General features: G+C 41.6%; 17 protein-coding genes. 3 read left to right on the forward strand and 14 right to left on the reverse strand.

Going from position 1 to position 21,228, the window contains the following annotated elements:
- Positions 1-257: 257 nt before the first annotated feature.
- The 7 genes from DP73_RS18560 to DP73_RS18590 all read right to left on the reverse strand — a co-directional run bounded on the left by DP73_RS18560 (position 258) and on the right by DP73_RS18590 (position 10,179).
- The gene (locus tag DP73_RS18560) at positions 258-1,613 is read right to left on the reverse strand and encodes a nucleotide sugar dehydrogenase (protein WP_034601593.1); all 1,356 of its coding nucleotides are present in this window, start codon (positions 1,611-1,613) and stop codon (positions 258-260) included.
- Between the two features lie 14 nt (positions 1,614-1,627).
- Positions 1,628-3,502, reverse strand: coding sequence for a nucleoside-diphosphate sugar epimerase/dehydratase (locus DP73_RS18565; protein WP_081963099.1), 1,875 nt, complete (start codon positions 3,500-3,502; stop codon positions 1,628-1,630).
- 296 nt (positions 3,503-3,798) lie between these two features.
- Entirely contained in the window at positions 3,799-4,443 is a 645-nt protein-coding gene (locus tag DP73_RS18570; RefSeq protein ID WP_034601594.1) for a hypothetical protein, read from the reverse strand.
- Between the two features lie 501 nt (positions 4,444-4,944).
- A complete protein-coding gene (locus DP73_RS18575) occupies positions 4,945-5,703 on the reverse strand; it encodes a hypothetical protein (RefSeq protein WP_034601595.1) in 759 nt (252 codons plus the stop codon).
- Positions 5,704-6,202: 499 nt separating this feature from the next.
- Entirely contained in the window at positions 6,203-7,090 is an 888-nt protein-coding gene (galU, locus tag DP73_RS18580) for a UTP--glucose-1-phosphate uridylyltransferase GalU (protein ID WP_205623415.1), read from the reverse strand.
- A 460-nt stretch (positions 7,091-7,550) separates the two neighbouring features.
- Entirely contained in the window at positions 7,551-8,162 is a 612-nt protein-coding gene (gene clpP, locus DP73_RS18585; RefSeq protein ID WP_014905063.1) for an ATP-dependent Clp endopeptidase proteolytic subunit ClpP, read from the reverse strand.
- 238 nt (positions 8,163-8,400) lie between these two features.
- Entirely contained in the window at positions 8,401-10,179 is a 1,779-nt protein-coding gene (locus tag DP73_RS18590; protein ID WP_034601596.1) for a PAS domain S-box protein, read from the reverse strand.
- Positions 10,180-10,367: 188 nt separating this feature from the next.
- Here DP73_RS18590 and DP73_RS18595 point away from each other — a divergent pair, with 188 nt between their 5' ends.
- Together DP73_RS18595 and DP73_RS18600 are read left to right on the forward strand one after the other, a co-directional pair.
- A complete protein-coding gene (locus DP73_RS18595; RefSeq protein WP_034601597.1) occupies positions 10,368-11,027 on the forward strand; it encodes a potassium channel family protein in 660 nt (219 codons plus the stop codon).
- Positions 11,028-11,168: 141 nt separating this feature from the next.
- Entirely contained in the window at positions 11,169-12,809 is a 1,641-nt protein-coding gene (locus DP73_RS18600) for a glutamate synthase-related protein (RefSeq protein ID WP_034601599.1), read from the forward strand.
- Between the two features lie 105 nt (positions 12,810-12,914).
- Here the strand turns inward: DP73_RS18600 and DP73_RS18605 are convergent, their stop codons facing one another.
- The 7 genes from DP73_RS18605 to DP73_RS18635 form a co-directional block, all read right to left on the reverse strand.
- Positions 12,915-13,178, reverse strand: coding sequence for a hypothetical protein (locus tag DP73_RS18605; RefSeq protein WP_034601600.1), 264 nt, complete (start codon positions 13,176-13,178; stop codon positions 12,915-12,917).
- Positions 13,179-13,707: 529 nt separating this feature from the next.
- Positions 13,708-14,046, reverse strand: coding sequence for a P-II family nitrogen regulator (locus DP73_RS18610; protein WP_034601602.1), 339 nt, complete (start codon positions 14,044-14,046; stop codon positions 13,708-13,710).
- Between the two features lie 64 nt (positions 14,047-14,110).
- Positions 14,111-15,340, reverse strand: coding sequence for an ammonium transporter (locus tag DP73_RS18615; protein WP_034601603.1), 1,230 nt, complete (start codon positions 15,338-15,340; stop codon positions 14,111-14,113).
- 424 nt (positions 15,341-15,764) lie between these two features.
- Positions 15,765-17,084, reverse strand: coding sequence for a DUF445 domain-containing protein (locus tag DP73_RS18620; protein WP_034601604.1), 1,320 nt, complete (start codon positions 17,082-17,084; stop codon positions 15,765-15,767).
- Positions 17,084-18,295, reverse strand: coding sequence for a DUF445 domain-containing protein (locus tag DP73_RS18625; RefSeq protein WP_034601606.1), 1,212 nt, complete (start codon positions 18,293-18,295; stop codon positions 17,084-17,086). Before DP73_RS18625 ends, DP73_RS18620 begins: the two co-directional genes overlap by 1 nt.
- A 296-nt stretch (positions 18,296-18,591) precedes the next feature.
- Positions 18,592-19,830 (reverse strand): acyl-CoA dehydrogenase family protein, encoded by a 1,239-nt coding sequence (locus tag DP73_RS18630; RefSeq protein WP_034601607.1) that lies wholly within the window; start codon positions 19,828-19,830, stop codon positions 18,592-18,594.
- Between the two features lie 85 nt (positions 19,831-19,915).
- Positions 19,916-20,335, reverse strand: coding sequence for a MerR family DNA-binding transcriptional regulator (locus DP73_RS18635; protein ID WP_034601610.1), 420 nt, complete (start codon positions 20,333-20,335; stop codon positions 19,916-19,918).
- A 349-nt stretch (positions 20,336-20,684) separates the two neighbouring features.
- On the opposite strand from DP73_RS18635, the gene DP73_RS18640 reads away from it, so the two are divergent.
- Complete coding sequence (locus DP73_RS18640; RefSeq protein WP_034601612.1) at positions 20,685-21,209, forward strand: NAD(P)H-dependent oxidoreductase subunit E; 525 nt, start codon at positions 20,685-20,687, stop codon at positions 21,207-21,209.
- Positions 21,210-21,228 lie beyond the last annotated feature (19 nt).

The following is a 21,228-nucleotide window of genomic DNA, read 5'->3' on the forward strand; positions in this document are numbered from 1 at the left end:
CCCCCCGTGATCTACACCACAGCCTTCGTCGGCGGCGTCAGAGGGGTATAAGAGCCAGGTTCCCACCAGGTACTACCCAGAGGTTTGGCGGAGCTCCCGCCCAAGCGAGTAGGCAAGCCTCGGAGTGCTGGGTATACGGATGTGGGCGAAGCCGCCTGACCCGAACGCATATACAGGTTTAAGGGGAATCAGCTGATTCCCCTTAAACCTGGGTCTCTATCCTGAAATCGCTATTACCGCCTATATTACACCTTAAATTAGATCTTGGCGATTTTCTCACGATTTCTCAAAACATTTTTAGTGGCATTACGGGTGTCTACTACGAGCTTGGCCTTCTCAACTACCCTCTCATAATCCACATCAGTATGATCTGTTAAGATTAAAACTGTATCTGCATCAGCTAAGGCTTCATCTGTCAAAGGCACGCTTTCTAAGTGAATTGTGCTTCCTCCATGGGGCTCAATCACCGGAATATATGGATCATGATAAGTGATATTGGCTCCTTGCTTGCGCAAGAGTTCAATAATTTTTAAGGCTGGGGATTCACGCATGTCATCAATATCTTTTTTATAGGCAACTCCGAGGACAAAGATATTGGAGTCCTTTAAGCTCTTGTTAACACTGTTCAAGGCCCGCATGACCTTATTAATCACATAATAAGAGACTTCTACATTAATTTCCCCTGCCAGCTCAATGAAGCGGGTGTGAAAATCATATTCCCTAGCTTTCCAGGTGAGGTAGAAGGGATCAATAGGAATACAGTGTCCTCCCACTCCGGGACCGGGGTAAAAGGTCTGAATCCCAAAGGGTTTTGTTCCGGCAGCTTCCACCACTTCCCAGATATCAATCCCCATGCGGTCGCAAAGCATCATTAACTCATTCACCATGGCAATATTCACTGCCCGATAAGTGTTTTCAAAGACTTTTGTCAATTCTGCAGCAGCCGGCGAAGAAACAGGTACAACGTTGCTGATTGTTTGATTGTAAAGAGCATAAGCAATCTCTAAGCAATAAGGCGTCATGCCGCCAACCACTTTAGAGGTGTTTTTCGTAGTAAAGCGTTTATTACCGGGATCGACCCGTTCCGGTGAGAAGGCCAGAAAGAAGTCCTGTCCTACTTTCAAGCCGGTTTTTTCCAGCAAAGGAAGAATAACTTGCTCTGTGGTTCCCGGATAGGTGGTGCTTTCCAAGGTTATGATTTGACCGGGACGCAGGCATTTTCTGATTTCTTCTGTGGATGCCTGAATATAGGAGATATCCGGATCTCGGGTAACTGTCAGCGGTGTGGGAACACAGATAATTACTACATCACATTCTGCTAATCTTGAAAAATCCGTGGTTGCCTGTAACAACCCCTTATCAATCATTGCCTTGAGGTCTTCGTCTTTGACATCCCCGATATAGTTGTCCGCAGCGTTTACACGAGCAACCCGGGCCGAGTTAATGTCAAACCCTAGTACCGGAAAGCCAACCTTCCCTTTTTCAACAGCTAATGGTAGGCCCACATAGCCTAAACCGATAACGCCAATCTTTGCTTGATGTTTTTCTATTTTTTCTTTAAGAGTTTTGGCAATGACATCTTCATTGGTAATCACATTTTTAACGGTTAACATTTCTGTTTTCCCCCTTACTGATTAACGACTACTTTTTCTGTTTTCTTACGGAAGGCCGGAATAACTGTCTGCAACAGCTTGATGACTTCATCTCTGGTTAAAAAGCTACCCCGTTCTCGAATAATATGGGTTAACTCTTCCAGGAGCTTAACATCAATGTTATTGGGCTTGGCAACGAAGATTCTACTATGTTTAGTTGAAGTGACTCCCTCTTCAGCCGTCAACAACTCTTCAAAGAGCTTTTCCCCCGGCCGAATTCCTGTGAATTGTATCTTAATATCAACATCCGGTTCAAACCCAGAAAGCCGAATTAAGTCTTTAGCCAAGTCTACAATCTTAACAGGTTTCCCCATATCCAAGATAAAGATCTCTCCGCCCCGAGCCATAGCTCCGGCTTGGATAACTAACTGAGCTGCCTCAGGGATTGTCATAAAGTAACGCACCATATCAGGATGGGTGACCGTAACAGGACCGCCTTGGGCAATTTGCCGTTTAAAGGTAGGAATTACGCTGCCACGACTTCCCAATACATTCCCAAACCTAACTGCGACAAATTTTGTCTGAGAACGAAGGTCTAAACTTTGAATAATCATTTCTGACGTACGTTTTGTGGCCCCCATAACGCTTGTTGGGTTAACCGCCTTGTCTGTAGAAATTGAAACAAAAGTCTTTACTTTTACTTCGTCAGCAGCTTCCGCTAAATTTTGTGTACCGACAACATTATTTTTAAGCGCTTCCTCCGGGTTTCTTTCCATCAAAGGAACATGTTTATGAGCCGCTGCGTGGAAGACAACCCCGGGCTTATAGCGTTCGAAAATTAAGAAGACTTTTTCCCGATCTTTAATATCCAAGATCTCTGTAATATAGTCAATTCCAGGGTGCTCAGAGCGCAATTCTTGTTCGATGTCAAAAATGGTATTTTCCCCATGCCCCAGTAAGACCATCCTCCCAGGATTAAACCTGGCGATTTGACGACAGATTTCCGAACCGATTGAACCCCCTGCTCCGGTAATAATCACCGTCTCTCCTGCAACATAGCCAGCTACTTCCTCTAAATCGACTGAAACCGGGTCTCGACCAAGTAAATCCTCTACTTGAACTTGGCGAATCGGTTTAACATTCATGTCACCGCTGATAATGTCATAGACGCCGGGCATAATTTTTAGAATTACCCCTAATTTTTCGCAGATTTGGACAATCTCGCGAACCGCCTCCCCTGATGCAGAGGGCATAGCAATAATAACTTCATCCACATTATGTCCTTTTACAACCCGGGCAATATCTATACGGGTACCCAAAACAGGAATACCTAACAACTGGAGCTTCTGTTTTGAATGGTTATCATCGATAAACCCAATCGGACGCCCATCCCGATAGTTCCGGTTTTTTAATTCCCGAGCCGCTAATACCCCGGCATCCCCCGCCCCAACAATGAGCACCTGCTTTTGGGAGCCTGGAACATGGCGATCAAAGGCGTTTTCCTGCAAGATCCGCCAGATGAACCTGGATCCTCCAATTAAAAAGACCATAGCCAACCAAAGAAGCACCGCCGCAGTATGGGGCATCCTAACATAGGAAAGGGTGTCTGCATTTGATAAACCATAAAAATAAACTGCCGCAACAGTTCCGCCGGTTCCAACGGAAACCGCATAAACAATAGAGAGCAACTCCCCGGTACTTGCATACTGCCAGAGGCGGTTATATAGCCCAAAGACATAGAAAACAGCCAGATATAAAATAGTTCCCCCAATGGCTGTGTGATAATAGGTCTGATAATAATCTAGAGGTATGCCTTCTTCAAAGCGCAAATAAAAACTGCCGAAAGCTGCCAAGTTGATTAACAAAGCATCAATCAGCATTAAAATCAACGTTCGTTTGCGGAATAACACGTAGCTCAACCCTTTCTCGATAAACCAACATTAAACTTTATCGTTCTAAAGTTTACTACAACTTACCTGCTTTTACAACTAAAACAGAGGACCGGGGCGTAAGGACTGAATGCCAATTAGGTAATAAATTCAGGCATAAAGTTGATCAATCTACTATAAAAAACAATTATGTAAAAGCGATTTCAGAATCACGTAGATATGCATGTTTATGAACTATAGTTTATCATACCCCTTAGTTCTATGCATAGACAAATAAGAATGAGCTGCTTGTCATTAAAGACCGCAGCCCATTTTTCTTACTGTATTGTACTCTCGCCGGTAATCAACCACCGGGAGTTTTGTTTTATTAGATTGACCCGTACTTGGACAATCTGTTCATGCTCTTCTCCAACGGGAGTGCCATCCGTTAGACTATAATCTCTAGCTGTGTATCGATAATCGACTCTCAAGGTGGCTGTATTATCCGTGACACTTTCTACATCAATTTGATCAAAGACTATTTGGCTTACATCCAGCCCTATTCCCTGAACCAAATATTCTTCTGCCCGGCGGGCATGTTTCTCAAACAAATCCCCCGTATACGCTTTGCCAAGTTTCAGACGGAAGGTCGCCATATCCGTTGATTTCCAAGCTCCAAAAAAGGTTCCGATGTTTTGTTTATAGTCAGTGATAACTTGTTGGGTCAAAAGTGATTGTTTATTGGAAAGAGTATGTGAATCGCTTTCAGTTAAGTTATCTGCCGCCAAATTCGAGTCCGGGATTAATGTCTGATTCGGATCACTAACTGTACCGGAAACTGTTTGTATCTTATCTTGGCCACGTAATTTGGAGATGAATGAGGTTGGGGAACCCGAATTCGTGAGTAAAGACACACCCAGTGTCCCGAAAAGCACACCAACACCTAACGCCAATACTCCAATCAGATAATTCATTTTACGCATAAAGACCAGAATCTCCTTCAAATGATTTTTATTAGTATCTTGACCAAAGGAAGGAGATGTTAGACATTTAGCTGAGAATATTTGTTATTCTACTGAAAATGCCCTCCAAACAACAAGACCAGCCTGCTAAAGACTGGTCTTGGGTGATGAAACATATTCAGTTTTTGCCATCTTGTTAGTATAAACCTCGCCATAACCAGGTTAATTCCTACTAACCAAAATGTTTATTAATTTTTTAGATTTTCGAAATATTATTTTTTTCCGCTTTCCCCCCAGCTTTTACGGATCTGTTAATCCATAAACTAACCAATTTGATGGATCAATCTATCTAAAATCCGAGTATAGTGCTCATCGACTCCACTGATGAGCTTTTGACATAAAAATTAAATACAAGAGGCCATTGTGCACCTTGAATACAATTTAGTGTAGTCCTTTTAACCTATAGTGCTGCAGATAAGCTTCATACCATTCCTAGATTTCTTGCTTTAACAGATGCCTAAATTATGTTCGTTTGGTTGCAAATGGCGTCGCCCCGTATATTTTGGAACTTGTGTCATTACGCAATAGGTGAGCATCGAGATCATGAATTCCTTGGTGGAACTGTTCAATTCGAGTTTTATCCTTCGAATCAAAGGCATCGATTCCACTATTCAAAAGTACATCCAGATAGCCTGTAAAAGCTGCTGCCTTAGCAATATTCGCTTCGTTCTTATATTGCTTGTCCAATAATGTCTTATGGAAAACAATATACTTCTTAATATCTTCCTCATTCATCTGTGGACCTGCTGCCGGTCCATAGAGATAACCATCCACATACTGGTGGACATTCCATGCAGATCCAAAAGCTAATGTTTTAGCATCATTACTTAATGCAGCTTCTCCAAAGTAGCTAGCGATAGACGGCGCCATGTCTATCTGCTTAGTGTCCGGCTCTTTATACTTATTCTTTGATCCGGAATCATTTTGTGGAGGTGCATTGAGAGTATTAGGTACTGTTGTTGTAGGTGTTGTAGGTGTTGTTTCCGCCGCTCCTTGTGCTGTAGGTGGAGCAGTCCCTTCCGGCAACATTGTGCCATTACTACCGCTAATGTTTTTATCATCAACGGTTGGTGTTTGAATAACTACCTGATCTGTGATAGCACTTTGCTGCCGGAAAACTTTCCAGACGCTAGGGCCATATACCCCCGCTGCAACAACAGCTCCTGCAAGAACTAACGTTCCTGCTAAGGTTACTATCCTCTTTTTGTCGATTGGTATCATTAGTCTCTTCCCTCCTTTAGTCTTTTTTGGTACAAGTGCATTCTACCAATTATTGGAAGAAAAGAGTGTCGTTTTCGCTGTAGAGTTTGGTCCATTTTCCGTTCTGAATTTCCATTAAAATCCACAAGACCTCTTGCTGTCCATATAATTCGCGATTAAGGTCCAGCATTATTGAAAATAATTTGCTAATTACTCGCCTAAAGTGTTGACGTTAATATAGAAAACTTGACTGGCCCTAGGCGCAGGCGGCTGTCTTAGGTGCACTGATGCTTCAGACGACGACGAAGACACTGTCTTCGCACGGATTAAACCTTCTTGCAGCACCGTCTTCGCACGGATTAAGCCTTCTTGCAGCACCGTCTTCGCACGAATTAGCCTTCAATTTTTATTCATCATTGATGCCTCCTAGCGACATGAAAGTCTGGTAAGTAAATAGAAAAACCTCACCTTAAGCGGCGAGGTCATGATTTTGATAACTTTTGACTACTTTTAACTACTTTTAACTAGTTTTATCTGCTTTCCTAACAATGTCCCGCAGATAATTAATCAGATCCTCAGAAAGATCTCCTCGCCGCAAGGCATAATCGATGGTTGCTTCCACAAACCCCAGTTTGTCTCCAACATCATATCTGCGACCCTCAAACTCATAAGCGAGTATTTCCTGAAATCGACCGAGTTCTTTAATACCGTCTGTCAGCTGTACTTCTCCGCCCCTGCCCGCCGGTAATTCCTCTAGAATATTGAATATCTCCGGATTTAGGATGTAACGTCCCATGATGGCTAAACGAGTTTCCGGCGCTTCCTCCGGACGGGGTTTCTCCACCATATTCTTGGCTCTGTATAGTCGATCGGCGAATTTTTCTCCATCGACTATCCCGTATTTGATTGTGTCCTCATAGGGAACCTCTTGTACCCCGACAATACTTGCTCCGTAGCGCTGGTAATGATTAATCATTTGCTTTAATGCCGGTACTTCAGAGTAAATTACGTCATCTCCTAAGAGAACTGCAAAAGGCTCATTGCCAATAAATTTTCGAGCACTATAGATTGCGTGGCCTAAGCCTAAGGCTTCTTTTTGCCGAACGTAATAGATATCAGCCATTCGAGCAATATCCTGAACAAGGTCTAAGAGCTCATCTTTGGAGTTTTTTTCCAAAAACCCTTCGAGTTCCATAGAGCGGTCAAAGTGATCCTCTATAGCACGTTTGTTTCGTCCTGTTACGATAATTATGTCTTCTATGCCGGATTGGATAGCTTCCTCTACAATGTGCTGAATTGTTGGCTTATCCACAATCGGCAGCATCTCTTTCGGTTGGGCTTTAGTGGCCGGTAAAAATCGAGTTCCCAACCCAGCTGCCGGTATCACTGCTTTACGAATTCTACGCATGCTAATGTCTCCTTTCATCCACATTAAGCTTCCTCTTTATAGGGAGCCATCTGGCTTCAGTTACCCAAGCCTGATGTTAAAATAATCAAGATGATCACCAATAGTGCACTTATTAATTATATCTTTCAGTTGTAAAATAATTCGCTCTTTCTTTCACAGATAGAATTTCGACATAAGATATTAATTACCTTCCGTATTAGAAATATATGTAAAAATATATAAAATATGTGGTTTTTCATCATGATTCACCAAAATACACTGTGAATATTTCCCTAAGTCTAAGTTGACGGCAAAAGCGACCTCCTTACGATGAAACTGAAAGGCGACCGCTTTTTAAGATAATTTCTTATGAAGTTTTAGTGCACCTCGGTTTTGGGACCTCCAGCTTTGCGCAGACAAAAAAAACGCAAGGTCAAATCTAATCAGCACCTTGCGTTTTAATATAGTCTCTCTTGATTATTTACTTTTCTGTAGCAACTTCAAGCTTTTCCAGCACTTGATCCACCAGACCATATTCTTTGGCTTCTTCCGCAGTCATGTAATAATCACGTTCTGTATCCTTTTCAACCTTTTCAATAGGTTGACCGGTTCTCTCGGCAAGAATTTTATTCATTTTTGCTTTAGTTCTTAGCAGTTGCTTGGCATGTATTTCAATTTCTGTCGCTTGTCCGGAAAGTCCATGCCCGCCGATTAAGGGCTGATGAATCAAGACCTCCGAGTTTGGTAAAGCGACTCGTTTTCCCTTTGTTCCACTTGCCAGCAGAAAGGCCCCCATGCTTGCAGCCATTCCAATACAAATTGTCCGCACATCAGAGCGAATGTATTGCATAGTGTCATAAATAGCCATTCCCGCTGTGATAGAACCCCCAGGGCTATTAATATAAAGATTAATGTCCTTCTCCGGATCTTCAGCTTCGAGGAAAAGCATTTGTGCCACGACTAGGTTAGCAACATCGTCATCAATGCCACCCCCCAGGAAAATAATCCGATCTTTGAGAAGACGGGAGTATATATCGTAGGAGCGTTCCCCACGATTTGTTTGTTCAACTACCATTGGAACCAGATAACCCATTTTCAATTCCCCCTATTTACTCTTATTTAGGCGTCCTTACTTTAACTATTATATTCTTGCCGATTAACTTTATTTTAGTACAAAAGGTCAGTTAAGGTCAAATGATTTGTTGTAAAAACCTCCACTAACCATATATTTTATTAGTTTCGTCAAATAACCTACCGTGATCTCCGCCAAGGAGAAGAAGTTATCATCAACGCCTACTTGTTGTAATTCGCCCCTAAAGTAGTAGAAGTTTTTATTGAGTCGTTTCTGTTGTGCAGTTAAGTACTTTAAACTTAACCAAAAAGGTGGTCCCCTGTGGGCTTGTTTGGATAGTGATCCTTGCCTTGTGCCGTGCAGCAATTCCATAACAGACTGCTAGACCTAATCCGGTTCCTGATTCTTTGGTAGTGAAGAAAGGGGTTCCTAATTTATCAATTATCTCCGTTTTAATGCCCATTCCTTGATCTTCTATGGATAAGATCACTTCGTTGTTCAGCGTATGAGTTTTAATTTTAAGTAAACCGCCTTGGTTCATAGCTTCTAGCCCATTTCGAGCTAAGTTAAGAATCATCTGACGAATCTCCTTATCATCCAATCTTAGATCCGGTATCAGCTCTAATTCTGTCTTTACGCTTTTGTCATTTCTAATTGCATCTACCTGCACAAGAGGAAGGATGCTGTTAATGATGTCGTTAAGATTATGTAGGGCAACTTCAGTGACTTTAGTTCGGCTGATCGCCAGAAATTCGGTGATGATTTGATTAGCCCGATCAATTTCACTAATCATAAGCGGAATATAGTTAGAGTACTTTTCAGTATTCTTGCCACTACCTAAAAGTTGCAAAAATCCTCTGACAGTTGTCATAGGATTTCTTACTTCATGCCCAATACTAGCGGCCATTTCCCCGACGAGATTCATTTGTTCCATGCGCAACATTTCTTTCTCTATTTTCTTTTGTGCAGTAACATCTTTAACAATCGTTGATGCCCCTATAATCTGCTCAAGATGGTTTATGATGGGGGAAACTGTCAAATAAACATTAATGATTTGTCCGTCTTTTCTTACCCGAGTCGTCTCGTAATGCGAAACTGATCGCCCTTGAGAAATAGTTGACAAAATACCATCTAACTCATATTGATGATCCGGAGGAAATAATATTCTAACCGACTCTCCGAGGATTTCGTTTTTAGAATAACCATAAATGCACTCCGCTCCCCGATTCCAATCCGTAATTTTACCATCCAGGTCCATCCCAATAATACCGTCTTCCGTGGACTCCACTATGGAGGCCAGGCGATAAATTTTACTTTCTATTTGTTTGCGATCACTTACTTCACGCATGAGCTTTTGATTTATTTCTTCCAATTCCTTTGTGCGATCTTTGACTAACCGCTCCAAGGAGTTTTGATGTAAAAAGTCCTTAACTTGGGAATTATTAAGGGTTATTGATAAAAGCCAAGCTACAAATAAAACTAATAATGTATTAATATAATGTCCATTCTTAATTAAAGAGTCCGGTTGATAATACTGTATTCCTGCAACGACAACGACGTAAGATAGAAAATAAGCCCCAAAACTCAACTTCGGGCTCAAATTGAAGAAAACTGCAACTAAAAAACAACCAATGACGTAAACTGTTAGCTGCCCATGAATCCTCTGGTCAATCCATCCGGAGATAACCGCACACATGAATAAGCAAAAAAGGGCAAAAAAGATCTCATAAAGGTTATGATAAGGCTTAACATCCTTTACGGTTTGCAGATTAGTACTCCAATATAATATTGTAATTAAGATCATTACAAGGCCTAGTGTAATATGGGAATAAAAAAGCCACACATAACCGGGAGTGCTAAGCCATAAACCTTCTTGAAAATTTTTATAATCAGTAAACAGAAAAACAAAATCTAGGCAAAGAAGCACAATTGCTAAAATTCGCAGACGAAAATAATTATTTAGAACTTTAGTCTTAATAAATTCCTTTTGCAGTTCATGGGGAATAAAGTTCATATTTAATTTGTCATAAGTTACCATTATCGACTCCTTAAATTACAATAGTAATTGGTTATTATGATCGATCTTATTCTTTAATTCTCTAAAATCCCTAACAATCCTTCTTCGTTTCTTTAAATGAAACGATATTTTTACACCGCCAAAGCTTTAACCATCTGCTTTCTGAGGAATATAATGGAATATACTTTAGAAAGGCGGTCGAATCAGAAGTGGCTCAATCAAAAACCCAGCCTCCGCAAAATCCGCCCTATTTTATGCCCTATCCATTAAACTCTAATTCACGAACTTATAAACCTTTAAGCACACATAGTTCTCCAACTGTTTGTGCACCGCTTCGCCGTCCGATACCGGCGTTTGCGCCAGGATATTGGGAATTGTTAACACCCGCTTTTGGTGGAGCTGCGGTCGCATTCTTTTTAAGTCTTTTTACCGAGGGAAAGAAGGAAAATCATCATAATCCTTATGAAGGAACTCTTTTAAAAATCAGTCTGATTGGATATTCAATCTTTGCTTTGGCAGCAGCTTATTATGCAATTACAAAGGTCGTAAAAGAATCTCGGCCCTCTTATAATCATCTATTTACACCCATTGCTATAGTACTGGTGGGAGTCATACTACTTTTCACCTCTGAATACCTTCTTCTCTACCGATATTTGCCTTCCAGTTTTGAAGGCGAGGTGGGAGATGACTTATGCTTCCAATATCTCTCTTTCTTATATTTTAGCTCGACAACAATTGCTACCGCTGGTTTAGGTGACATTCAGCCGAGAAATTTAACAGCACGTGCCTTGATTGGTATCGAGATTATGTTCTACTTGTTTGTGATGGCAACAGCTCTGCCCCTCCTTCTAGTAGAAAAAATCAACTAGCAACAGACTGGCAAATTATTTCTCCTAAATACCTTTTTAACATGTATTCAGTATACATGTTAAAAAGGTATTTTTATTAAGGTGCCAATAAAGGTATCATTAGAAGGAATTTAATAAAAATTTTAAGGAGGGCATTAACGGATGTTACAATGGCGTAAATCTAATGATGTTTTAGGAACTGCAAATCGAGGAAATCCAAGTGAATCAGGACTATGTACTCTATGTCGGGCCGATTGCCAAGGGAAATGTGAAAACTGGATGTCAAGCCTCAAAGGCAGAAAAATGTTGTACCCACGGGATTTTGGTACAGTTACTGCCGGTAGTTCAAACACGACTCATATCGGCGTAAATTATAATTCCCTTCGTATTCAAGGGTTTAATTATGGGGCATATGGTTTACCAGGCGCTTTGACAAATAGTGCCGATGATTGCATTTTCCCTAATGTAACTACTGAAACAGAATTTGGTGCCCAAGTTAAGACTAAGGTTAGAGTACCTATTATGACCGGAGCTTTGGGCTCTACCTTCATTGCTGCCAAGTACTGGGATTCCTTTGCTATCGGTGCTGCCTTAGTCGGGTTCCCGATCGTTGTCGGCGAAAACGTTGTCGGGGTTGATAAAGAGTCTGTACTGGAAAACGGAAAAATTATCAAAGCCCCTGAATTAGACCGTCGAATTCAAACCTATCTCAATTATTACGATGGGTATGGAGCTATCATTGTTCAAATGAATGTTGAAGATACTCGCAATGGAGTAGCTGAATATATTATTAATAAATATGGGAACGATGTTATCCTTGAGTTGAAATGGGGACAAGGAGCAAAAGACATTGGCGGAGAAATTCAGGTAACCAGCCTAGACTACGCTCTGTTCTTAAAAAATAGAGGTTATGTGGTTGATCCCGATCCCACTAAACCCGAGGTGCAAGAAGCTTTTAAAAATGGTGCCCTTAAGTCTTTTGCACGCCACAGCCGCCTGGGGTATACCGATCTTTCCAATTATGATGAGGTTCGAGCCGATTTCATGAAATCCGTAGATTATCTCAGAAGTTTAGGTTACAAACGAATCTCTCTTAAGACAGGATCTTATGGGATGGAAGCTTTGGCTGCCTCTATCAAATTGGCGACTGACGCTCAACTTGATCTGTTAACTATTGACGGTTCCGGCGGCGGTACTGGCATGAGCCCATGGAATATGATGGAGACTTGGGGGGTTCCTTCCATCCTTCTCCACGCAAAAGCTTATGAATATGCCAGTATTCTCGCGGCTAAAGGCCACAAAGTTGTCGATATGGCCTTTGCCGGCGGTTTAGCGAGAGAGGATCATATCTTTAAGGCCTTAGCTTTGGGGGCACCCTTTACGAAATTAGTATGTATGGGTAGAGGGGTCATGATCCCAGCATTTGTCGGTGCGAACATTGAGGGAGCCCTTCATCCGGAACGTAAAGACCTATTGAATGGCAACTGGGATAGCCTGCCAAAGACTGTGCTGGAACACGGCTCGAAAGCTGAAGAAATTTTTGCGGGCTACTATGATATTCAAAATAAAATTGGTGCAGATGCCATGAAAAAGATCCCTTATGGTGCTATTGCAGTCTGGACATTAGCGGATAAACTAGCCGGTGGTCTGCAGCAATTCATGGCCGGAGCGCGCAAGTTTTCACTCAGTCAAATCGCTCGAACAGATATTTCCTCTGCTAACCGGGAGACAGAGATTGAAACAGGCATTCCTTTTATTACTGATTTCCAAGATGAGTTTGCTAAAAAAATCTTAAATAGTTAGTTAATGCTTTAATAGCTCTAGCTCCTACTCTAAGACGGGCAGGTAATACAAAAAGTTCTCCCAAATTGCGGGAGAACTTTTTTGTATTACGGTCGATTTTCACTATTAACTTTTTTTACGTGTAAATCGACTAAGGAACTCTTTAATTCCTCCCTGTTTTTCAGTTGGTTCCTGCACCTTAAGATCGCTCAATTGACCCCTGACCTCTCCTGGCATATTAGGGCCTGGGTAGTTTGAGTTTGGGAAGGTCATTCCTCTTTTCTGCATAAAGCGCTCCAGGCCTCTCATGGGCACTGGGCTTTGTCCCATAGTATGCCTAAGGTTTAAAGCATTAGGATTATCAAACAGCTTAAATCCTCTGATTGACATTCTTCACCCTCCTTCTTAATTAATCTCAGCTTACAAGGAATACAAAAACGGGCTCCCTAGCCATCAGGAAGCCCCGTCCTTTAGATAACTTAGAAGATAACTCATAAAGCAATGAGGATTAAAATCGTCATAGAGATAAGTTTGAGGCTAGAATACAATTCCCATTGCGATGAGGAGCAAAATAATAACAACTACAACCGCAATGCCAGCTCCCAGACCGCCAGTTCCGCCAGTTCCGAATGCCATTTTAAATCCCCCTTTCATTCTTTCTACAGTATACGAATCACTTTAGAAATTGTTAACATTTGGATATACTACATTTATTTTCTTTACACCATTTTTAGCTAGATTGCTTCTAAAGTTGAGTGCCTCCTATCCACCTAAAGCGGGAATCTTCGGATTAAATAAAAGACAAGACCGTTCCCATAATGAGAACGATCTTTACATCTCTGAACTATTTTTGCTCCAATTATTTTTATGATACCTTTGAACTCTGATAATATCCCCTTCTTGTTTAGCAATTAAAGTATTATAAAGCGTTTTCTCCACTCGCTCCCGTTCTTATTGTATAGACATTTTCGATTGAGGATACAAAGATTTTACCATCACCAATCTCCCCGGTTCGGGCTATTTTTGTAATTATTTCAATGACCTTATCAACATCCATATCTGGCACAACAACTTCTATTTTCACCTTTGGAATGAGGTGAATTGTATACTCTACCCCTCGATAGACCTGGGTATTCCCTTTTTGTTTTCCACATCCGATTACTTGAGTCACAGTTAAACCGTTGACCCCGTTAGACCCTAACGCATCCTTGACATTGTCTAATTTCCCGGGTCGTATAATAGCCTCAATCTTTTTCATACTAAATCCTCCATTGATTCATTTTGCTTGTAACCAAGCACTTAGGAATTTCCTAACTTAGAGGTTAAATAAACTCTGAATAAGCAGTTTCTCCGTGCAGTGATAGATCTAAACCATTGGCCTCTTGTTCTTCATTTACCCGCAGCTTGGTTACCAGACCAATAACTTTTAAAATTATGAATGTAGCCGCGATAGCAAACACTACTGTCACTAAAACACTTGTCGCTTGTATTCCTAACTGAGCAGGATTTCCGTAAAGCAGTCCATCAGCGCCGGCGGAATTAATTGTTTTCGTCGCAAAGATTCCTGTTGCCAGAGCTCCCCAGGTGCCTCCGATTCCATGACATCCAAAAGCATCTAGCGCATCATCATAGCCGAATTTTGCTTTGAGTATACTGATAGCAATGTAACAAACTAAGCCACCAATTAAACCTATTACTATTGAGGAGAGGGGGGTTACGAATCCGCAAGCCGGAGTGATAGCAACTAAACCGCTAATAGCTCCACTGGCTACACCGAGCATCGTGGTTTTTCCCCTATGCATTCGTTCTACTAAGGCCCACGAGACTGCAGCTGCAGCGGCAGCTGTATTCGTATTAACAAAAACCATACCTGCTAAACCATTAGCACCCAAGGCACTCCCGGCATTAAAGCCAAACCAGCCAAACCACAGGAGCCCGGCACCTAAAACCGTCATTGGCAGGTGATGGGGTGCCATGGATTCTTTACCCAGGCCTTTACGCTTTCCAAGGACTAAGGCAGCAATTAAGGCGGAGTATCCCGAGCTAATGTGAACCACATTTCCTCCTGCGAAATCAAGTGCTCCAAGATTTCTTAAGAAACCGCCAATACCCCAAACCCAGTGTGCTACAGGATCATAGACAAAGGTTGCCCATAAAAGAATAAATAATATAAATGCTGGAAACCGCATCCGTTCCGCAATTGAGCCGCTAATTAAGGCAGGGGTTATTACAGCAAACATCATTTGAAATGCCATAAAGACAATTGCGGGAAGAGTAGCAGCATAGTCTGGATTAGGATCCATTCCAACTCCATTTAACCCTAACCAATCCAGCCCTCCAATTAAACCATGTTGATCTGTTCCAAAAGCTAAGGTGAACCCTATTAAAATCCATTGCAGCGAAATAAGTCCGATAGTAATCCAACTATGCATAAATGTACCAAGAACATTCTTTTTACGAACCATACCTCCATAGAAAAGCGCCAAACCCGGGGTCATCAGCAAAACCATAGCTGAGGATAGTAGTATAAAGGCTGTATCTCCCGTATCCATAATTTCTCCTCCTTACTTAAGAAAACTAGTTACACCATGCCCACCCATAGGGGTATTCTTAGTCCCACTTAGTCCCACTTATTTTTCCAGAAAAAATCCGAGAATGACCAATACATTTCGATTGCCTAAGGCAATCTGACTTAATCTAGGCTTAAGAAACAGGCAATTACCCTGTCAAAACTAAAGGCGCTTTGAGAGTACTCTTTACGAGTATCTCAAAGCGCCATTGCTTTGCCTAACTTCTAGATATGATTTTTGGTTGTGCACAACCTTATGATAGGTATTCTAGCATAAAGGTCAAACCAATTACAATACTTTCTTCCTAAGAATCCTGTATACCTACCAGAACAGGGGTCAGATGCCGGAGGACAGAGGTTAATTATCTAGCGAACAAGAGAGTGGGCAAGGTCTCTATTTTAATTGCTTAATAGATGTGTGGTATATAATTCATCAATGCAGGCATGACGAAGGGGTTATAGATAAACTCTAAGAATAGAAATAAGATAAGCCCTACAAAGCCGCCGATCATTGAACCATTGATCCGAATCCATTGCAGGTCATTCCCGGCTTTATCTTGGACAAACTGATTGAGATCCTGATCCGTGTACTCTGCTAACGTCTCCCTTACCATGTTTCCGATGACATGATGCTCATTGTATATCACTCGACAAAGGATATCCACGAGAAAGGAATTGGCCTCCTGGCAAAAAGCTTGATCGTTTTGAAGGTTATACCAGATTTTTGCCATATAGTGCTTAAGCAAGTGCTCCAGCACAGTTGGCTCCATGGTTTTCGATGGGATAATTGCAGACTTTATGGCTGTACTAATAACAGTTTCTAAGAAGCGCTCTGTCAACGGGTCAGCTAAGACTGATTCTTTCCAAGTATCGACCCAAGTGAAAAATTCAGGATCCTTGGCCAACAACTCTATTTCTTCCATCAGCTTGTCCTTTAAACTAAGACGCAAAGGATTATTATGGTCTTTTAATCTGCGTAAGGTTAAAAGCAATTCAACCTGCAAAGCGTCGGCGGCTTCATCAAGATTTAAGCCGTCTGACATTTCAACAAAGCCTAACAGAGTACGAAATATTGCTCCTCCGTTGCTTACTTTCTCTTGTTTTATTTTTTCAAGGTATTTCACAATAATTTGCCGTGTTTCCACTTGAGACGCTTTATCCCATAATCCTTCTGCTATCTGATCCAGGATTTGATCCATATATCCTTTATTTAAAGCCCATCGGCTGCCATCCTGCAGCCTAACCGCTAAGTTCCAGGCCTGAGCATTAGCTTGTAAATAGGCTGTAAGCCTTTTTGCTAATTGATCGGGGGCTTGTTTCTCTAAATATCCCTGAAGATAGGGAGTCAGTTTCTCCGCCAGATATTCAGAACCACCTTGCCGATCAAGGTATTTAATAAGGGAATCCATAAAGGGAAGCTTTTCAATCTTCTGACGGATAAGATCCATTCGCAAAAGCTCAGATTGAACCATGGAAGCAACAGCTTCAATAACCTTTTCTCGGTTCCGAGGAATAAGCGCTGTGTGAAAACCCCAGCCCAGGGGCTTTTGAAAAATCGCTGTAACTGCAAACCAATCTGCAATTCCCCCTACCAATGCTGCTTCTAAAACAAAATTCACCAGCCTGATCTTCAAGTCATTGGGATTGTAGTGTTGGATTACTGCTGCAGTAATAAAGAGTATAAAAACCGTTGCTAAAGTGAGATTAGCTTTTTTGTGATAATTCATTATCGTAACACCATCCCAAGTATGTAAATCAACATTCCTGCTAAACCACCCACAACTGAACCATTAATCCTGATCATCTGCAGGTCGTTGCCTGCTTTATCCTCAATCAACTCAATCAGCTTGTCATCGGTCAAAGGGTCTAAGCCTTCACGAACAATGCGCCCGATGGCATTATGATGGATATTAATCTGTTTATCAAGGAAGCTCTTGACTTCTTGATTAACCATCCCTCTCAGATCATTATTTTGTTTAAACTTTTCCAGAAGTATAGGCCAGTTGTTGTTTAAATAGCCAGTTTCTAGGGGGCCAGCAAAAATATCTTTTACCGCTAAGGTTTTCAGCCCCGAATCTAAGGCTGCAAAAATCAAGCCATCAACTCGTTCTTGAAGTAAAGTCTTAGTTTTAAGTTCCAAAGCAAATTTAAGAAGTAAATCCCTTAACCACTTTTGCACTGTCCCATCCTCTAAAGTCACTTTAACCTTTGCTTGCAGCCCTTGGGCAAGCTCAGCTGAGGATGGGAGAAACATACCTATCATTTTTCTTGTTGAGTTATTATCTTCATACCTTTTCAAGGCTGCTTCAATCATATCTTTCAAGGTCTCTTGAACCGCAGGTTGATCTATGATGCCGGAGATTGTATGGCAAATAGATTGCAAAATATTATCTATATCCCGGTGTTCCATTGAAAACTCAATAACCTCGGCCAAGGTTGCGGATAGATTCAAATCTCTTAGGTTATCATTAAGCAATTCTTTAATTTGTCGTCTGAGTTCTTCTTGATCCTCCCGGTTCCGGATAGCTTGCAGCAAATTAACCAGCATATCACTCATCTTTGCTTGAACTTCCTGCTCCTGGAAAACATGCAGCAATACGCCGGAAAAATCCCAGGCCGAGAGTTTACGTTTAAGCAGCTCCTGTGAGATTAATTCATTTTGTACCATATCTGCTAAAGCTGCAAAAATGCGTTCTCGGTTCTGAGGAATAATCTCAGTCCGCAAAATCCTACTGGGGCGAATACCCAGCGGACGCCGAAAAAGAGCTGTTACCGCAAACCAATCAGCCAGCCCTCCAATCATCCCTGCACTGCAGCCACTTGAGATAAGTCCTCCAATAACGCTCCCTTGAAGATAAAAGGGATAGCTTACGAAGAAGCCTAGAGTAATACCTCCCAGAGTCAGATTTGCACTCCGAGTATTATTTTTCTTGATCATTTCTTTCACCTACAAAACTTTATCGACAATTCAAGGTTCTTCAACTTATTTTAATCTATTTTGCAATAGAGTACCAGTTGATCAAGGAAAAGGTTGATTACATTAGGTCTCTAGTCTAATCCCTCCGGTAAATATCCTTGACTGCGTTACAGAGTTAAGAGTTAATACTAGGCTTTCCTATCAGTAGCAATAACTTAGCTTGCAGTTCTCTTTCAGAGAAAAAAGACTCTAGCCTAATATTTAATTTAGCCAGAGTCTTTTTTGTGCTTTGTCTTTATTATGTTAAAAGCTTAAGCTTACTCATAAACCTTTTCTTCACTTAAATGGGCATTTAGGGCATCCTCTTCAATGAGCCGATGATTCAATAATTCTGTTTTTAATTCTTTATAATATTCATGTTGAATAATCAAATCCATAACTTCATTAGTTCCTGTCCATATCATGATTAGCCGTATATCCCGCAATAACCTTTCTATGGGAAATACATTTGTATAACCTATCCCTCCCATTATTTGCATAGCATTGTTGACCACATCCCAAGCTGTGCTTGTTGCAAATTTTTTGGCCTCTGAGACTAAGCGTCTGCCCTGAGCTGCAGGAACTCCAGAGTCAATAGCTCTGGCTGTCGTGTAAACTAAAGCACGAGCAGCATCCAAGCGAGTTATTGAATCCGCAACCTTAAAGCTCACTGCTTGAAAATCTTTGATTGTATGATTAAAGGCCTTACGCTTAGTACTATATGCCGTTGCTACTTGGAGTGCGGCTCTTGCCATTCCTAAAGCCCCCGCCGCACTTGTCATTCTTTCTGGAATCATCATCTGATAAAAGATCTCAGCGGCTCTGTTTTCTTGGCCTAAGAGATTCATGCCGGGAATCCGGACATCTTTAAAGATAACTCTCCCTGCTCCCCCACCTCTAGTACCCATTAGTCCATAAACATGCCCTACTTCTACTCCAGGGCCACGGTCAACGATGAAGGCACTCATGCTTTCATGAGATTTTCCCTCTGGGTTGGTCTTGGCATAAACCATGAAATAATCTGCACCTTCAGCACCCACCACAAATCTCTTTTGCCCGTTAAGAATAAAGTCTGCTCCATCGCGTACAGCCACAGTAGTAGCGCCAAAGAAGTCTGATCCCCCCCGAGGTTCTGTCAGGGCTTCGGCAGTATAGATTTTTCCTTCTAAGGTTGGCTTGAGGTACCGCTGCTTTAAGTCTTCCGAACCAAAACGAGCTAACGCCTCTCCAACAATGGACGGGAGTGAATAAAGGCACGCAAGGCTTGTTCCTAGAATCCCGATTTCCTCTAATACTCCAACTTCGTCAACCCAATTTAGGCCCCGGCCGCCATACTCCTGAGGAAAACGCAAGCCCAAGAGATTAGCCCGGCCCAGATCCTTTAGGTATTCTACCGGGTAGACGACTTTTTCTTCGTCCATATCCAGAATCAACTGCTTGGGAACTTTTTCTTTAACGAAGGCTATGGCCTCATTTTGTAGTTCTTTCTGGGCCTCAGTCAAGAGAAAATCAAACATTTGAATACCCTCCTTCTTTACAGATATTTACACAGATACCTTTCTCATTGATAAGTCCATTAGTCATAAAATTAATGACTGTCTGTTAGTCTTCCACGGCAACATTTGCGTTTTTGTCCTTACATTTCTTAAGTAAGTCCGTAAATTGTTGCTGATAGTCTAATAATTCTCCTTTCAAGAGAGTCATCTCTTGGATCTTCTCGTCAAGCTCCCGGAGCCGCTTTTCTCCGTAAGCTACAGCTCGTTCCAGCTGAAGCCCTTCTGTACGATCAATGTCATAGAGATCGATCATTTCCTTGATTTCGGCTAGAGAAAAACCTAGCCTTTTACCTCGCAGAATTAAGATTAAGCGGGCCCTTTCCCGTGGTCCATATAAGCGCTGGCTCATCTTTTCCAGGTGTACTGGAGTGAGCAAACCCATCTCCTCGTAATAACGAATAGTTCTGGGGGTAATACATAGTTCTTGAGCCAAACTAGAAATACTCACAAGGGGCTGACCAACCAAATAATTGCACTCCTTTCATAATCAATTAGGCGAGTAATATTATAAATATTCTGACACCAGTTTACGTTAACGTCAAGCGTTTTTTCTAGGCGGAAGCTGTCCTTCTCTCTCCGAGACAGGTGCCCGTTCTTGTGTCTGATTTTTGGGTCTCGGTGAAAGTAAGGGGCTAATTGCCCCATTGTATCTAACAGGTTATTTACAAAACCATCGGATGATTTTACTGATAAATATTTCATAATCAGTGCTTAACTTATACGTAAATCTTGGAAAATTGGGGAACTATAAATAAAGTTCTACCCCCAATGAAGCAGATTAACTAGCCTATTCACCTTTAACTAAGGAGGACATCATGTGTAACAACCCATTACTTAAGGATCCCTATCAGCAATTGGATGACTATATTGACAGCATCCCCTATAAAAAAGAAAACCTTATTCTAATTCTTCATAGAGCTCAAGAGATTTTCGGCTATTTACCCGATAAAGTTCAATGGCACATTGCTCAGAAGTTGGATCTCCCCTCGGCTAAAATTTATGGTGTTGTGAGTTTTTATTCCTTCTTTACTATGAAGCCCCGTGGGAAACATGTGGCGAATGTTTGTATGGGGACTGCTTGCTTTGTCCGGGGATCTGAAAAGTTGCAAAAGGAAGTTGAAAGCCAGTTAGGGATTAAAACCGGACAGACCACTGAGGATCAGCTTTTCTCTTTGGATTCGGTACGATGTATTGGGGCCTGTGGCCTGGCTCCTGTCATGACAGTGGACGGAAAAGTCCATGGACGATTAGAAACTACTGCAGACATAAAACAAGCCCTTGCCAAATATCGCCCTGAAGGAACGCCTGAAGAGGCAAAAGGCAGCAATAGTAATATTTGAGCGGGGTGCAATTCTTGGA

The sequence above is a fragment of the Desulfosporosinus sp. HMP52 genome (assembly GCF_000765145.1).
Taxonomy (GTDB): domain Bacteria; phylum Bacillota; class Desulfitobacteriia; order Desulfitobacteriales; family Desulfitobacteriaceae; genus Desulfosporosinus.

Bases quoted from the DNA above. Each gene is read 5' to 3' on its own strand.
- clpP (WP_014905063.1), bottom strand. From the start codon at position 8,162: ATGGGTTATCTGGTTCCAATGGTAGTTGAACAAACAAATCGTGGGGAA.
- galU (WP_205623415.1), bottom strand. From the start codon at position 7,090: ATGCGTAGAATTCGTAAAGCAGTGATACCGGCAGCTGGGTTGGGAACT.
- DP73_RS18605 (WP_034601600.1), bottom strand. From the start codon at position 13,178: ATGTCAATCAGAGGATTTAAGCTGTTTGATAATCCTAATGCTTTAAAC.
- DP73_RS18575 (WP_034601595.1), bottom strand. From the start codon at position 5,703: ATGATACCAATCGACAAAAAGAGGATAGTAACCTTAGCAGGAACGTTA.
- DP73_RS18615 (WP_034601603.1), bottom strand. From the start codon at position 15,340: ATGGATACGGGAGATACAGCCTTTATACTACTATCCTCAGCTATGGTT.
- DP73_RS18620 (WP_034601604.1), bottom strand. From the start codon at position 17,084: ATGAATTATCACAAAAAAGCTAATCTCACTTTAGCAACGGTTTTTATA.
- DP73_RS18625 (WP_034601606.1), bottom strand. From the start codon at position 18,295: ATGATCAAGAAAAATAATACTCGGAGTGCAAATCTGACTCTGGGAGGT.
- DP73_RS18590 (WP_034601596.1), bottom strand. From the start codon at position 10,179: ATGGTAACTTATGACAAATTAAATATGAACTTTATTCCCCATGAACTG.
- DP73_RS18570 (WP_034601594.1), bottom strand. From the start codon at position 4,443: ATGCGTAAAATGAATTATCTGATTGGAGTATTGGCGTTAGGTGTTGGT.
- DP73_RS18640 (WP_034601612.1), top strand. From the start codon at position 20,685: ATGTGTAACAACCCATTACTTAAGGATCCCTATCAGCAATTGGATGAC.
- DP73_RS18560 (WP_034601593.1), bottom strand. From the start codon at position 1,613: ATGTTAACCGTTAAAAATGTGATTACCAATGAAGATGTCATTGCCAAA.
- DP73_RS18630 (WP_034601607.1), bottom strand. From the start codon at position 19,830: ATGTTTGATTTTCTCTTGACTGAGGCCCAGAAAGAACTACAAAATGAG.
- DP73_RS18610 (WP_034601602.1), bottom strand. From the start codon at position 14,046: ATGAAAAAGATTGAGGCTATTATACGACCCGGGAAATTAGACAATGTC.
- DP73_RS18600 (WP_034601599.1), top strand. From the start codon at position 11,169: ATGTTACAATGGCGTAAATCTAATGATGTTTTAGGAACTGCAAATCGA.